Source organism: Pseudomonas sp. S2_A10, assembly GCF_054668465.1.
This window is the reverse complement of sequence record NZ_CP162773.1, coordinates 5,713,673-5,728,126: the sequence shown is the minus strand read 5'-3', so window position 1 is coordinate 5,728,126 and position 14,454 is coordinate 5,713,673. Positions and strand designations below refer to the sequence as shown.

General features: G+C 59.8%; 12 protein-coding genes. 7 read left to right on the top strand and 5 right to left on the bottom strand.

The features are described from left to right. Positions 1-120 precede the first annotated feature (120 nt). From AB4N41_RS25660 to mnmH, 4 genes are all read left to right on the top strand, one after another. Complete coding sequence (locus tag AB4N41_RS25660; protein ID WP_252876615.1) at positions 121-1,236, top strand: hypothetical protein; 1,116 nt, start codon at positions 121-123, stop codon at positions 1,234-1,236. A gap of 231 nt (positions 1,237-1,467) precedes the next feature. After that, entirely contained in the window at positions 1,468-2,577 is a 1,110-nt protein-coding gene (locus tag AB4N41_RS25655) for a hypothetical protein (RefSeq protein WP_252876614.1), read from the top strand. Positions 2,578-2,749: 172 nt separating this feature from the next. Then, complete coding sequence (gene selD / locus AB4N41_RS25650; RefSeq protein WP_076563594.1) at positions 2,750-3,784, top strand: selenide, water dikinase SelD; 1,035 nt, start codon at positions 2,750-2,752, stop codon at positions 3,782-3,784. Next, positions 3,784-4,887, top strand: coding sequence for a tRNA 2-selenouridine(34) synthase MnmH (mnmH, locus tag AB4N41_RS25645; RefSeq protein ID WP_252876613.1), 1,104 nt, complete (start codon positions 3,784-3,786; stop codon positions 4,885-4,887). The genes selD and mnmH overlap by 1 nt, the downstream gene beginning before the upstream one ends. 108 nt (positions 4,888-4,995) lie before the next feature. Here the strand turns inward: mnmH and AB4N41_RS25640 are convergent, their stop codons facing one another. Then, entirely contained in the window at positions 4,996-5,670 is a 675-nt protein-coding gene (locus AB4N41_RS25640; protein WP_252876612.1) for a histidine phosphatase family protein, read from the bottom strand. 283 nt (positions 5,671-5,953) lie between these two features. On the opposite strand from AB4N41_RS25640, the gene AB4N41_RS25635 reads away from it, so the two are divergent. Continuing rightward, positions 5,954-6,652 (top strand): glutathione binding-like protein, encoded by a 699-nt coding sequence (locus AB4N41_RS25635; protein ID WP_252876611.1) that lies wholly within the window; start codon positions 5,954-5,956, stop codon positions 6,650-6,652. Between the two features lie 255 nt (positions 6,653-6,907). Then, on the top strand, positions 6,908-7,882 hold the full coding sequence (hemB, locus tag AB4N41_RS25630; protein ID WP_016775388.1) for a porphobilinogen synthase: 975 nt from the start codon (positions 6,908-6,910) through the stop codon (positions 7,880-7,882). A gap of 96 nt (positions 7,883-7,978) precedes the next feature. Here hemB and AB4N41_RS25625 read toward each other — a convergent pair whose 3' ends face one another. From AB4N41_RS25625 to AB4N41_RS25615, 3 genes are all read right to left on the bottom strand, one after another. Continuing rightward, on the bottom strand, positions 7,979-8,422 hold the full coding sequence (locus tag AB4N41_RS25625) for a hypothetical protein (RefSeq protein ID WP_150634883.1): 444 nt from the start codon (positions 8,420-8,422) through the stop codon (positions 7,979-7,981). 122 nt (positions 8,423-8,544) lie between these two features. After that, positions 8,545-10,071, bottom strand: a complete 1,527-nt coding sequence (locus tag AB4N41_RS25620) for an FAD-dependent oxidoreductase (protein WP_252876610.1) — start codon at positions 10,069-10,071, stop codon at positions 8,545-8,547. Positions 10,072-10,272: 201 nt separating this feature from the next. Further along, positions 10,273-12,477: a TonB-dependent receptor gene (locus tag AB4N41_RS25615; RefSeq protein ID WP_252876609.1), complete on the bottom strand. Its 2,205-nt coding sequence runs from the start codon at positions 12,475-12,477 to the stop codon at positions 10,273-10,275. A 268-nt stretch (positions 12,478-12,745) separates the two neighbouring features. On the opposite strand from AB4N41_RS25615, the gene AB4N41_RS25610 reads away from it, so the two are divergent. Then, on the top strand, positions 12,746-13,828 hold the full coding sequence (locus AB4N41_RS25610; protein WP_056788655.1) for a DUF1615 domain-containing protein: 1,083 nt from the start codon (positions 12,746-12,748) through the stop codon (positions 13,826-13,828). A gap of 70 nt (positions 13,829-13,898) precedes the next feature. On the opposite strand, the gene AB4N41_RS25605 is transcribed toward AB4N41_RS25610, so the two are convergent. Further along, positions 13,899-14,339, bottom strand: coding sequence for a phage infection protein (locus AB4N41_RS25605; protein ID WP_071172976.1), 441 nt, complete (start codon positions 14,337-14,339; stop codon positions 13,899-13,901). Positions 14,340-14,454: the final 115 nt, after the last annotated feature.

Here is a 14,454-nt window from a genome sequence, read left to right as displayed (position 1 = left end):
TCTTGGCCGAGGTAGGAGACCCTCGGGGTGGCGGCCATTTCTCAGTTGTTGCTACCGGGTCGGTCAAGGAAAACCCGATGGTTATGCTGGTTGAAACCCAATACCTCGAATGGGCTGACCATGCTGAATAATCGCAGTAATCCTCCTTCCAGTTCGGAATATGAGGGGGTTAAAAAAGCGGGCGATATTGAGCCGTTCCCAAGCGGGAAGATTACCTATCTCGCACCGTTGCCATTACCTACATCAATGCCGCCTTACGGACCTCATATTGGAGCGTTCAATGACGGATACATGGACTTTGGTCTCGGCTCACTGGAGGTATTCCCATGGCAGCTAATTCTCGGCGCGACGACCGCAGGAACTTTTATGGTTCTCGTTTTAATTCCTTTATTTACGGGCTTGCTAGGGATTCTTTTTGGCTATGGAAACGAGGCGATTTGGGAATCAATGGTTGGTGTATTCGAAGTGGCGTTGGAAAATGAATTAATTTGCGGTCCCTTGATCTTGCTCATCGGTATTGGCGTCTGGCACCACCACCACAAAAAACGCCTCTCCCTAATTCCAACCCGCTTCAACCGCCAACGCCGCGAAGTCTGCTTCATGCCCGAAGGCGCCACCGAGCCGGTCTTTGTCCCGTGGGAGTCGCTCAGCGCCTGGATCATCGAAGCCAAGGGTGCCACCCAGTTCGGCATCCATCGCCAATACGGCATGGGCATCGGTTTCTACCAAGGTGAAACCCTCATAAGCCAGGAATTCCAATGCGCCGGCCTGGAGCTCGCGATCAGCCATTGGGAAGCAATTCGCGGTTACATGGAGTACGAAGTCAACGACCTCAAGTCAATTCAGGATTTGCAGGATCTGCAAGGCCCGGACGACCCACCCCACGAAGGCCTGCACACTTTTCGTAACGCCCGCGCGCGGATGCATCAGCAGATCCGTGAAGGCCGCCGCTCGCGGTTGTCGGGATTTTTTTGGTACCTGTATCACGTCATGACTTTATGGACGATTCCCAATCGTCTGGTCGAATGGGAAGTGCGCCGTCTGGAAAGAATCGGCAAACAGGCGTTGCCGGAAGTCATGCGCGCCTGGTCCGAGCCGCTGCCCGAAGAGCAATGGGCCAAGCCCAGTGAAGAGTTGTTGCGACTGAGTGAACAAGTGCGGCGGATGCACAAGCGCCAGCCGCATCGGCCGATTACGCAGATTTTCGCTGAGATTTGCAGGCGGGCTGTGGACTGATGCAGAGCAGTTTTGTGACCAGAGGAGGGGAGGTTTTTTGCCTGTTTGAGCGCCTTCGCGAGCAGGCTCGCTCCCACAGGGGACCGCGCTGGATGCGGATGTTTCGGTTGATCTTGGCCGAGGTGGGAGACCCTCGGGGTGGCGGCCATTTCTCAGTTGTTGCTACCGGGTCGGTCAAGGAAAACCCGATGGTTCTGCTGGTAGAAACTCAATACCTGGAATGGGCTGACCATGCTGAATAATCACAATGAGCCTATTGTTGATGCGCAATGTGAGGTGGTCAGAAAAGCGGGCGATGTAGAGCCGTTTCCGAGTGGAAAAATTACCTATCTCGCACCATTGCCCTTACCTACAGCGATGCCGCCTTACGGACCTCACATCGGAGCGTTCAATGACGGATACATGGACTTTGGGCTTGGATTGCCAGAGGTATTTACGTGGCAGCTAATTTTCGGTGGGCCAACCGCAGGCGCCTTTATGATTATCGTTTTATTTCCTTTAGTTACAGGGTTACTAGGCGTTATTTTTGGCTATGGAAACGGGGCCATTTGGGAATCAATGGTTGGTGTGTTCGAAGCGGGTTACGAGAACCAATCAATTTGCGGCCCCTTGATCCTTCTTATTGGCCTCGGCGTCTGGCACCACGCTCACAAAAAACGCCTCTCCCTCATCCCAACCCGCTTCAACCGTCAACGCCGCGAAGTCTGCTTCATGCCCGAAGGCGCCACCGAACCTGTCTTCGTCCCATGGGAATCGCTGTCCGCCTGGATCATCGAAGCCAAGGGCGCCACCCAGTTCGGCATCCATCGCCAATACGGTATGGGCATCGGTTTCTACCAAGGTGAAACCCTCATAAGCCAGGAATTCCAATGCGCCGGCCTGGAGCTCGCGATCAGCCATTGGGAGGCGATTCGCGGTTACATGGAGTACGAGGTCAACGACCTCAAATCGATTCAGGACCTGCAAGACCTTCAAGGCCCGGACGACCCACCCCACGAAGGCCTGCACACTTTTCGTAACGCCCGCGCGCGGATGCATCAGCAGATCCGTGAAGGCCGCCGCTCGCGGCTTTCGGGGTTCTTCTGGTACCTGTATCACGTCATGACTTTATGGACGATTCCCAACCGTTTGGTCGAATGGGAAGTGCGCCGTCTGGAAAGAATCGGCAAACAGGCGTTGCCGGAAGTCATGCGCGCATGGTCCGAGCCGCTGCCGAAAGAGCAATGGGCCAAGCCCAGTGAAGAGTTGTTGCGGCTGAGCGAACAAGTGCGGCGGATGCACAAGCGCCAGCCGCATCGGCCGATTACGCAGATTTTCGCTGAGGTTTGCAGGCGGGGCTGACTGGACGGTGCAGGCAGGTTCGATTGCTTTCGCGAGCGGGCTAGCTCCCACAGGAGACCACCGTACAAATGTGGGAGCGAGCCTGCTCGCGAAGGGGCCGCTCGGTCAGGACAAAAATCTGCGCTCTCGCGCTCTGATAGAATCCGCCCCATTCATTGCCAGAGACTCTCCCATGAGCGAGCCGATTCGTCTGACCCAATACAGCCATGGCGCCGGTTGTGGCTGCAAGATTTCCCCACAGGTGCTGGAAGTGATCCTCGCCGGCAGCGGCGCACAGAACCTCGATCCGAAACTCTGGGTCGGCAACGCCTCGCGTGATGACGCGGCGGTGTATGAGATCGATGCCGAGCGTGGTGTGGTGTCGACCACCGATTTTTTCATGCCGATTGTCGATGACCCGTTCGACTTCGGCCGCATCGCCGCGACCAACGCGATCAGCGACATCTACGCGATGGGCGGCGATCCGTTGATGGCGATCGCGATCCTCGGCTGGCCGGTGAATGTGCTGGCGCCGGAGGTGGCGCGGGAAGTGATTCGTGGCGGTCGCTCGGTGTGCGACGCGGCGGGCATTCCGTTGGCGGGGGGGCATTCGATCGATGCGCCGGAGCCGATCTTCGGCCTCGCCGTCACCGGCCTCGTGGAAAAGCGCCACATGAAACGCAACGACACCGCTACCGCCGGTTGCCTGTTGTACCTGACCAAACCGTTGGGCATCGGCATCCTCACTACCGCGGAAAAGAAGGGCAAGTTGCGCGCCGCCGACGTCGGTGTCGCCCGCGACTGGATGTGCACCCTGAACAAGCCTGGCAGCCGCTTCGGCAAACTCGCCGGCGTTACGGCGATGACCGACGTCACCGGTTTCGGCCTGCTCGGGCACTTGGTGGAAATGGCCGACGGCAGCCAGTTGACCGCGCGCATCGCCTATGACCGCGTGCCGCGTCTGGACAGCGTCGAGTACTACCTCGATCAGGGCTGCGTGCCGGGCGGTACGCTGCGCAACTTCGACAGCTATTCGAGCAAGGTTGGCCGCGTGCAGGAGTTGCACAAACGCGTGCTTTGCGATCCGCAGACCAGCGGCGGTCTGCTGATTGCGGTCACGCCTGAAGGTAATGCCGAGTTCCTCGGCGTCGCCGCCGAACTGGGCCTGAGCCTTGCGCCGATCGGCGAACTGGTTGAGCGACAGACGAACGCGGTCGAGGTGATTTGATGCTCCGCGACTGCACCGACTACCGCGACATTTTCCTCGACGACCGGCCAATGATGGATGTCCGCGCGCCGGTCGAGTTTCACAAAGGCGCGTTCCCCGGCGTGGTCAATCTGCCGCTGATGAATGATCTGGAGCGGCAGAAGATCGGCACTTGCTACAAGCAGCATGGCCAGCAGGCGGCAATCGAGCTGGGCCACCAACTGGTGTCCGGCGCAGTCAAGGCCGAGCGCATCCAGGCCTGGGCCGAGTTCGCCCGGGCTCATCCCGATGGTTATCTGTATTGTTTTCGCGGCGGTCTGCGCTCGCAGATCACCCAGCAATGGTTGCGCGACGAGGCCGGCATCGACTATCCGCGCGTCGGCGGCGGCTACAAGGCGATGCGCAGTTTTTTGATCGACACCCTTGAGCAGGCCATCGCGCAGTGTGATTTTGTTTTGCTCGGCGGCATGACCGGCACCGGCAAGACCGAAGTGCTGGTGCAGTTGCGCAACGGTGTCGATCTGGAAGGCCACGCCAACCATCGCGGCTCCAGTTTCGGCAAACGCGCTACCGGGCAGCCGTCGAACATCGATTTCGAGAATCGCCTGGCGATCGACTTCCTGAAGAAACGCGATGCCGGGATCGAGCAGTTTGTGCTCGAAGACGAGAGCCGTGTGGTCGGCAGTTGCGCCTTGCCGCTGCCGCTGTATCAGGGCATGCAGCAGTACCCGATGGTCTGGCTGGAGGATCGTTTCGAGCACCGTGTCGAGCGGATCCTGCGTGATTACGTCATCGATCTGTCGGCGGAGTTTGCTTCGCTGCACGGCGAAAACGGTTTTGCCTTGTTTTCCGAACGTCTGCTGGAAAGCCTCAACAACGTACAGAAACGCCTCGGCGGTGAGCGCCATTCGCGGATGCTGGTGTTGATGGAGCAGGCGCTGGCCGAGCAGGGCCGCAGCGGCGCGGTGGACCTGCATCGCGGCTGGATCGAGGGTTTGCTGCGTGAGTATTACGACCCGATGTATGTATTCCAGCGCGAGAAGAAGGGCGGGCGGATCGAGTTTGCCGGGGAGCGTCAGGCGGTGATCGAGTATTTGCGTGCGAGGGTGAGTCAGAAGGCTTGAGGTGCAAGCAACTGGCCTCTTCGCGAGCAGGCTCGCTCCCACAGTTGAAATGCGTTTCCCTGTGGGGGCGAGCCTGCTCGCGAAGACGCAAGGTCAGGCGATACAAACTCAGGTCGGGCAAGTGTCCTTGCCGTTATCCAGTCCCTGTTTGTAGATGTGGCTCTGCAAACTGGCCTTGCCGTTGTGCCACTTCAGGGTCAGCACATACAGCGAATCGAAGTCATCGCCGGCCCAGTCATCGGTGATGTTCTGTCGCTCGCCCACTGCGTTGCCGGCGACCTTGTTGATCAGATCCGGCAGATAACCGTGGGACCAGGCGGTGTAGATCGTCGAGTTGTGATACTTCTCGTCCAGCAGCTCGCGGGCCAGATCGCTGGTGTCGTTGGCAGAGAATTCGATGTTCACCGGCAGGCCGAGCTTGATCGCGGCCGGGCTGATGGTCATCAGCGGACGAATGTAGCTGTAGGAATTATCCAGCTCGCCTTCCTCGACGTTGCGCGTCGGGTTGGCGGCGAATACGTAATCGGCCTTGCCGAATTTTTCCGGCAGCAGCGTCGACAGGTCGATAGCGCGGTTCAGGCCCTGGCAGTTGAGCTGGCCGAGGCCGCCTTCGGGCTTTTCCGCGTGGCGCAGGAACACCAGCGTCTGTGTGCCGTCCGCCGGTTGGGCGCGGCTTTCGCTGGATTCGAGAGACAGAAACAGCGCGCTGACTGCCAGCAGGGAGGGCAGGGCCACGTACGCGCGATGTTTGAAACGTTTGGCGAAACTCATCAGATTCGTCATCAATTCGAGGGTTCTTCAGCAAAAGCGGTTAAGGCTGACAAACCTTGGCACCGCGGGCTCCCAGCACCGGGTGTTTCCCTGTCATAAACAGCTTCCTCTGCGAGAAAGGCATAACTCAGAGTCCTGTAATGCCCGTTTGGTTCGATCCGGGCCAGTGCGCAGCACTCTAACGGCAACCTTTGCGGGCATGCAGGCAGGTTAGCGACAGGATGTTACGGTTCGTGTAGGCGCAGCGGCAGGCCTACTTTATGATCGGTTTTCAATTTGTGACTGGATGCTTCCAATGACCGATCTGTCTGCATTCCCGATTACTCAGAAATGGCCGGCGCAGTACCCGGACTGGATTCAGCTCTACTCCCTGCCGACCCCCAACGGCGTCAAAGTGTCGATCATGCTCGAAGAGATTGGCCTGCCGTATGAGCCGCACCGCGTCGGTTTCGACACCAACGACCAGACCTCGGCGGAATTTCTCTCGCTGAACCCGAACAACAAGATCCCGGCGATCCTTGACCCACATGGCCCTGAAGATAAACCGCTGCCGCTGTTCGAATCCGGCGCGATCCTGATTTATCTGGCCGACAAGAGCGGCCAGCTGCTCGCTCAGGAAGGCGCGCTGCGCTACGAGACCATCCAATGGCTGATGTGGCAGATGGGCGGCATCGGCCCGATGTTCGGCCAGCTCGGTTTCTTCAACAAATTCGCCGGCAAGGATTACGAGGACAAGCGTCCCCGCGATCGGTATGTCGAGGAGAGCAAACGCCTGCTGAATGTGCTCAACACTCGCCTCGAAGGCCGCGACTGGATCATGGGCGAGCGCTACACCATCGCCGACATCGCCACGTTCCCGTGGGTGCGCAATCTTCTCGGGTTTTATGAGGCCGGGGATCTGGTCGGCATTCAGAATTTCCCCAATGTCACCCGATTGCTGGAGCGGTTTCTAGCTCGCCCGGCCGTCATCCGCGGCCTGACCATCCCATCCTGACTTTCAGTTGTACACATGCCCCCTGTGGGAGCTGGCTTGCCAGCGATGAAGCCAGCACAGTCAACCTCATTGGTGACTGACCTGCCGCCATCGCTGGCAAGCCAGCTCCCACAGGAATTTGAAATGTACATGCAGGATTATTACAAGCCCGGTAACGCTCTCTTGATCGATCCAGGTTTGTCCCGCACCCGCCGCAAGGCATAAGCTTCGCCCCCTACGACTTTCGTCTCATCCGCTGTTTTCAGGAAAGGCCCCATGTCCAGTCAGTTCCCCGAAGCACGTCCCCGCCGTCTGCGCCGCAATGCGAGCCTGCGCAGTCTGTTCCAGGAAACCGAGTTCAGCCTGAACGATCTGGTCCTGCCAATCTTCGTCGAGGAAGACATCGACGACTTCGTGCCGATCACCAGCATGCCCGGCGTGCAGCGCATCCCCGAGCGTAAACTGGCCAGTGAAATCGAGCGCTATGCCCGTGCCGGGATCAAGTCTGTGATGACCTTTGGCGTGTCCCATCATCTCGATGCCAACGGCAGCGACACCTGGCGCGAAGACGGTCTGGTGTCGCGCATGTCGCGCATTGCCAAGGACGCCGTGCCGGAAATGATCGTGATGTCCGACACCTGCTTCTGCGAATACACCGATCACGGCCATTGCGGCGTGATGCACAACCACGAAGTCGACAATGACCAGACCCTGATCAACCTCGGCAAACAAGCCGTAGCGGCCGCCCGCGCCGGTGCTGACGTGATTGCGCCGTCGGCGGCGATGGACGGCCAGGTGCGCGCGATTCGCCAGGCGCTCGACGCTGCCGGCTTCACGCAGATTCCGATCATGGCCTACTCGACCAAATTCGCTTCGGCACTCTACGGCCCGTTCCGCGAGGCCGGCGGCAGCGCGCTCAAGGGCGATCGCAAAAGCTATCAGATGAACCCGATGAACCGCCGCGAAGCCCTGCGCGAATCGCTGCTCGATGAGCAGGAAGGTGCCGATGCGCTGATGGTCAAACCGGCCGGTGCTTACCTCGACATCATCCGCGACATCCGCCAGGCCTCGAACCTGCCACTGGCGGCGTATCAGGTCAGCGGCGAGTACGCGATGATCAAGTTCGGCGCCCAGGCTGGGGCGATCGATGAGGATCGCGTGGTCCGCGAAAGCCTTGGCGCAATCAAGCGTGCGGGGGCGGATCTGATCTTCACTTACTTTGCGATGGATCTGGCGTTGGCGGGGATCTGAGAAAGGAATCGCAACTTGCAGCATTGCCTATATGGAATGGTTGCTCCTTGTAGGCAGAGGCGTCAGGTTGCGATCGTCTCCATGATCCGATTTTTATCAGAAAAGAGCTTTGCTGAGTTTGACACCTAGCGACGCAGTGACATACAGCGTTGAAGCACCAGTTTTGTGTTCGACTGGATCGAAATCAGCTTTGATTACTCCACTGAAACGAGTTTTATTTTCAGAAATCGTTAGATGCAAGATTGATTGATTGGGCGATGCGTACGTCCAACCTGCATGATTTGCAAAGTAGAATGCGGCGTACTGGTAGTAGGTCGAAGGTATTTCATATGTTCCATCTTCCAGATCGCTGAAAATTTGAAATATAAAAGACCTGTCGTTGGCCTCCGTTCTCCCTCGGAACTCATATTTTACCCGCTGGGTTGAACGCAACTCGATCAAAGCAGCATTTAAAGGTTGGTGGTCGGCGACTTCGAACAGTGCGTTTAATGTTCCAGTGACCTCTATGTCTTGCACTTGGTCTGCGGTGGACAGTTCCATCTTGATTGCTCCTTGAAAACGGTGAGCAATGATTAGAGGTGGCGCTGCGCAATGCGTCCACTGTCAGAGTTGACAGGTGTTCAGGTCTTTCCGACGAATGGCTGGCCAACAAAGTGTGAAGGTCACTGAAAAGGCCGGATGCCGTGATCGAGGAAGTAGCGTTCGATCACCTTCGGATCGGCGCTGCTATCGGCAATCGCCACATAGGTATCCGGCCGCAACAGATAAAATCCGTTGCGCCCCAACCCCGCCGTTTTGAACGCCGGGCGCCAGTCGAAGACGTGCAGCGGCAAGTGGTGTTCGGCGCACCAGGCGATCATCTCGTCGCTGGTGTCGCCGTACACATGCACCTGCCAGCACGGCTGCCGTAGCGGCTCGAAATTATCTCCTTCGCCATCATGCGCCCACGGCAAGCGGTCGCCGCCGTGCACGTGGCCGGCTTCACCCTGGCTCAGTGGCATGCCGCGATAGTTGAGGGTGACTTGCGAGACCGTGCGAAACAGGAATTCGCGGCTGGCTTCGAACCCGGCCATTTTCGGCAGCAGAAACGGCGCCACACGCATCCGTAGCAGATCGGCCATGCGACCCTGCGCGGTGACGAAACTGAAGACCTTGTCGGTGGTGGAGACCAGTCGGCGAGCGAAGGCGATGCGCTCGGTTTCGTAGGTGTCGAGCAGTTTCGGTTCGGCACCACCGCTGAGCACGGCGGCGAGCTTCCAGGCCAGATTGATTGCATCGCCAATGCCCGTGTTCATGCCCTGGCCACCGGCCGGACTGTGTACATGGGCGGCATCGCCGAGCAGAAACGCCCGGCCGTTGCGAAAGTGCTCGGCCACGCGGTGATGCACGCGGTAGGTGGAGAACCAGTGCACGTCTTCGATATGCACTTTCAGGTGTTCGATGGCGCGGCTGCTGACGTCGGCAAATTGCAGGGTTTCGGCACGCTCGGCGCGTTCGTCACGCACCGTGCCGATCAGTCGCGCGCGGCCTTCGCCGGCCAGTGGAAACACCGCGAGAAAATCCGCTTGGTCCAGGTCCAGATGCAACTCGCCATTGAGCGCCGGGCCGCTGGCCGTGATATCGGCGACGTAGAAAATCTGCTGATAGGTGCCGCCGGGGAAGTCGGTGTCGAGGGCTTTGCGCACCACCGAACGGGCGCCGTCGCAACCGGCCAGATAACAGGCCTGACAGACTTCCTGCCGGCCATCGGGCAGGCGCAGGTGGGCGGTGAGGGTGTCGCCGGTTTCCTCGAAGCTGTCCAGTGCGGTATTGCGCTCCACACTGACGCCGTAATCTTCGAGGCGCTCAAGCAACAGCCGTTCGTGCTCGTCCTGCGGGAAAATCTCGACAAACGCGTAGGGCGTCAGGCCTTCGCCGATGCGCTTGAGGGGCAACTGCGCGACCGGTTTGCCGTTGACCCAGAAATTCGCCGCAGCGACCTGATGGCCGCGACGCACGATGGTGTCGGCGAGGTCGAGTTGGCGATACAGCTCGAGGGTGCGTGCCTGCACGGCCAGAGCGCGGGAAGTGGTGCCTGGCGCCGAGGTCTTGTCGATGATGCGCACGCGCACGCCGAGTTTGCTCAGCCACAGCGCCAGGACCAGACCGGTCGGGCCGGCGCCGATGATCAGCACGTCGCTGCGGTTCATGGGGCTGTCCTCCTGTGGCTGTGCAGCAAGTATGGATCAGGTCGCCAGTTCCGGCCTCTTCGCGAGCAGGCTCGCTCCCACAGGGAACGCATTCCAGTGTGGGAGCGAGCCTGCTCGCGAAGCGTCCGGTCAAGCACCACAAAAACCAGAAAGGCCCCGCAACCGTGAAGCTGCGGGGCCTTTTCTGCGACGCAATGACGCTTAGAAGTCGATCGTCCCCGACAACTTCGCCACCCGTGGTTCGCCTTGGGTCAGGTAGCCGCCCTGAGCCGATTCCCAGTACTTCTTGTTCGCCAGGTTCTCGACGCCGAACCGTACGGTCACGTCCTTCTCCGACACCTTGAACGCATAGCGCGCGCCGGCATCGAAGCGGTTCCACGTCGGCAGGCTGAGGTTGTTCGCCGCGTCGGCGTATTGCCCACCGGTGCGCAGCATCCGCGCGTTCAGCGCAACGCCTTGCAGGCCCGGCACGTCCCAGTCCACGCCAGCGTTGAACTGGAAGGTCGGCACCCCGATGGCGTGGTTACCGTCGTTGGCGCCGTTGAGGGTGTTCTTCAGTTCGGTGTCCATCAGGGTCAGGCCGCTGATCAGGCGCAGGCCGTCGATCGGCTCGCCGAACACGTTCATCTCCACGCCTTTGTTGATCTGTTCGCCTTCACGGACGTAGGTGCAAGTGGTCGGACTGTTGATTTCGCAGTAGCCATCGCTTGGCTGTTCGATGCGGTAAACACCGAGGCTCGCACCGTAGGTGCCCATGTCGACTTTCACGCCCAGTTCGGTCTGCTTGGAGCGTTTCGGTGCGTAGACTTCGTTGCCGTTGGTGACACGGAAACCGCCGGAGCTGGTCGGCGAAGTCGGCCCTTGGGCCAGGCCTTCGATATGGTTGGCGTAGAACGACACATGCTCCCACGGCTTGAACACGATGCCGTACACCGGAGTGGTGATCGATTCGTCGTAGCTCGACGAACGCGGGCCGCTGCCGTAGCTGGCGTAGCTGTAACCCTGCACCACCAGTTGCTGACGACGCAGACCGGCGGTGACCAGCAGGCGATCGTCGAAGAACCCGAGGGTGTCGGAAATCGCCACGCTGCGGTTGAAGGTCTTGCCGACGATGCCCGGATCGTTGAGATCGCCGCCAGAGAAGTTGCCTACCGGCGCTGGGGTAGTGATCGGGTGATAGATGTTGTTGGAGTAGCGGGTCAGGTCGAAGTCATAGGCACTGCGCTGCTCGGCCCAGATCCCGGTCAGGCCGAAATTCAGCTTGTGGCTGACCGGGCCGGTGTTGAATTTGCCGTTGAGGCCGGCCATCACGCTGGTGTTGTCCTCGTCATGCGGGACGAACGAGCCGGTGGTGAACGAGGCGCCGTTGTTGCCGACCAGCGTGGTCGAGTTATAGCGCCCGACTTCACGGGTGTGCTTGGCGCCACCGGCGGCGTAGGCGGTCCAGCTGTCGTTGAGGTCGTACTCGGCGCGGAGCATGCCGAAGGTGTCTTCGATGTCGGTGTAGCCCCATTTCGGCGCGTAGTTGGTGTCCGCCGATGGCGCGTCCGGGATGTGCGTGGCGGTGCCGAGGTTGACCGAGCTGCGGCCACCGTTAACGCGTTCCTTCTGATAGGCAAAGTCACCGGAAACCCGCAGCGCATCGCCTCGATAATCCAGACCGATGGCGAACAGTTTCGAGCGCTGGTTCTCGTGATCGATGCCGGTGTCGCCTTCGCGCTGCGACAGGTTGACCCGCGCGCCGAAGCGGTTGTCTTCACCGAAACGCTGGCCGATGTCGAAGTGATGACCGATGCGGCCTTCGCTGTTGATGTCGGTGGTGTAACGGCGCAGCGGCACGTCGCCGGCGCGCTTGGGTTGCAGGTTGACGCCGCCGCCGATGCCGGAGCCGGTCGGCGTTACGCCGTTGATGAAAGCGTTGGGGCCTTTGAACACTTCCACGCGCTCCAGCGCATCGGTGGAAATGATCTGCCGGGGCAACACGCCGTACAGGCCGTTATAGGAAATGTCGTCGCCATTGAGCGGCAGCCCGCGAATCATGAAGACCTGCGCCTGGTTGGAGAAGCCCGAGGCCTGGCGCACGGAAGAATCGTTGAGCAGCACGTCGGCGACGTTTTCCGCCTGCTGATCCTGGATCAATTGCTCGGTGTAGGACGCTGCGCTGAACGGCACGTCCATCATGTCCTGATTGCCGAGCACGCCCAACTGGCCGCCGCGCGCAACCTGACCGCCAGCGTAGACCGGGGGCAGGGCGTTGGGTGTCGGGGCTTGGGCATTGACGTTGACGTCGTCGAGCACCAGCTCTTTGCTGTTTTGTTCAGCGGCGTGGGCGGTAACGGTCAGGGAGCACAGCAGGGCAAGCAAAGTCGGGCGAAATGGAGCGCCGAGTCGAGCTGAAGCGGGCATGTCGGATCCTGGAGGCGAGCGGCCAAAGAAAAATAAGGGCGGCGCGGAACTCCTTGCGCTAATGCGACTCCAGGCGCGAATGATAGGGTTTCGCAGTAACGTTTTGCAATCAGTTTGTCATCAGCGTGTAGGAGCTGCCGAAGGCTGCGATCTTTTTATTTTGATCTTGATCTGATCTGCAAAAAGCAAGATCAAAAGATCGCAGCCTGCGGCAGCTCCTACGGGGGTTGTGTATGGTGTTGTGGCTAATTTGATTGGATGGAGCAACATGCGATTACTCATTACTCTCGGCGCCGTGCTACTGCTCGCCGGTTGCGCCAGCCAGCGCAGCAACGAACCGGCGCCGCGTCCGCCGGCCGAAGTGAAGGCTGAAATCGTTCGGCTGTTGCCGGCGAAAACTGCCGACCGTCAGGGTTGGGCCACGGACATCTACGCCGCGTTCGCCGCGCAAGGCATCAACACCACCACGCAGAATCTGTGTTCGGTACTGGCCGTGGCCGAGCAGGAATCGACTTTCCAGGCCGACCCGACGGTGCCCGGGCTGGGCAAGATCGCCCGCGACGAAATCGATCGCCGCGCCGCCAAGGTGCACATCCCCAGCCTGCTGGTCAGCGGCGCTTTACAAGTGCGCTCGCCCAACGGCAAGACCTACAGCGAGCGTCTGAATGCGGCGCGCAGTGAAAAGGAACTGAGCGCGATTTTCGACGACTTCATCGGCATGGTGCCGATGGGCCGCACGCTGTTCGGCGGCTTCAACCCGGTGCACACCGGCGGGCCGATGCAGGTCAGCATCGAATTCGCCGAGGAGCACGCCAAGGATTATCCGTACACGGTGGACGGCACGATCCGTCGTGAAGTGTTCAGCCGGCGCGGCGGCATGTATTTCGGCATCGCCCATTTGCTCGGTTACCCGGTGAATTACCGCGAGCCGTTGTATCGTTTCGCCGATTTCAACGCCGGCTGGTACGCCAGTCGCAATGCCGCGTTTCAGAATGCGGTCAGCCGCGCGTCCGGCATCCCCCTGACTCTGGACGGCGACCTGATTCGCTACGACTCGATCATGCCCGGCAGTACCGAACTGGCGGTGCGCACCCTCGGCAAGTCGCTGGGCATGCGCAACCCGACGATTCGCGATCAACTGGAGAAGGGCAAAACCCTGGAATTCGAAGAGACCAGACTCTATCAACGCGTGTTCGAACTGGCGGAGCGGGCCGAAGGCAAGGCGTTACCGCGCGCGGTATTGCCGGGGATTGTGCTGCAGAGTCCGAAGATCACCCGCAAACTCACCACTGCCTGGTTCGCCAAGCGCGTGGACGAGCGTTACAAGCGCTGCATGGCGAAGGCCGGATAAAACACGCAGACATAAAAAACCCGGCTGCGGGAGCCGGGTTTCTCTGCGGTGTTGCGCTTGCAGTGATGCATCAGGCAACACGGCGTTCGATCAGACGATCCGAGCCACCTTCAGCAACGCGGCGTTCGATCAGACGATCCGAACCACCTTCGGCAACGCGGCGCTCGATCAGACGATCAGAGCCACCTTCGGCAACGCGGCGTTCGATCAGACGATCCGAACCACCTTCGGCAACGCGGCGTTCGATCAGACGATCCGAACCACCTTCGGCAACGCGGCGCTCGATCAGACGATCAGAGCCACCTTCGGCAACGCGGCGTTCGATCAGACGATCGGAACCACCTTCGGCAACGCGGCGTTCGATCAGACGATCCGAACCGCCTTCAGCCAGACGGCTTTCGATCAGTTTGTCCGAGCCGCCTTCGGCGATCATGGTGTGCGCCGGGGTGGCAGCGAAAGCGTTAACTGCGAAAACCGAGAAAGCGATGCTGAGAAGAGTCTGGCGTTTCATGATGGTGTGCTCCGGGGTGTTGTTGGTTGGTATGGAGCTGATGTTACGCCCGGAATTTTTTATGAGAACTTCATTGCCGTGATGGTGAACATCGACGTCGATGATGGTTGCGGAC

Bases quoted from the DNA above. Each gene is read 5' to 3' on its own strand.
- AB4N41_RS25660 (WP_252876615.1), top strand. From the start codon at position 121: ATGCTGAATAATCGCAGTAATCCTCCTTCCAGTTCGGAATATGAGGGG.
- AB4N41_RS25655 (WP_252876614.1), top strand. From the start codon at position 1,468: ATGCTGAATAATCACAATGAGCCTATTGTTGATGCGCAATGTGAGGTG.
- selD (WP_076563594.1), top strand. From the start codon at position 2,750: ATGAGCGAGCCGATTCGTCTGACCCAATACAGCCATGGCGCCGGTTGT.
- mnmH (WP_252876613.1), top strand. From the start codon at position 3,784: ATGCTCCGCGACTGCACCGACTACCGCGACATTTTCCTCGACGACCGG.
- AB4N41_RS25640 (WP_252876612.1), bottom strand. From the start codon at position 5,670: ATGACGAATCTGATGAGTTTCGCCAAACGTTTCAAACATCGCGCGTAC.
- AB4N41_RS25635 (WP_252876611.1), top strand. From the start codon at position 5,954: ATGACCGATCTGTCTGCATTCCCGATTACTCAGAAATGGCCGGCGCAG.
- hemB (WP_016775388.1), top strand. From the start codon at position 6,908: ATGTCCAGTCAGTTCCCCGAAGCACGTCCCCGCCGTCTGCGCCGCAAT.
- AB4N41_RS25625 (WP_150634883.1), bottom strand. From the start codon at position 8,422: ATGGAACTGTCCACCGCAGACCAAGTGCAAGACATAGAGGTCACTGGA.
- AB4N41_RS25620 (WP_252876610.1), bottom strand. From the start codon at position 10,071: ATGAACCGCAGCGACGTGCTGATCATCGGCGCCGGCCCGACCGGTCTG.
- AB4N41_RS25615 (WP_252876609.1), bottom strand. From the start codon at position 12,477: ATGCCCGCTTCAGCTCGACTCGGCGCTCCATTTCGCCCGACTTTGCTT.
- AB4N41_RS25610 (WP_056788655.1), top strand. From the start codon at position 12,746: ATGCGATTACTCATTACTCTCGGCGCCGTGCTACTGCTCGCCGGTTGC.
- AB4N41_RS25605 (WP_071172976.1), bottom strand. From the start codon at position 14,339: ATGAAACGCCAGACTCTTCTCAGCATCGCTTTCTCGGTTTTCGCAGTT.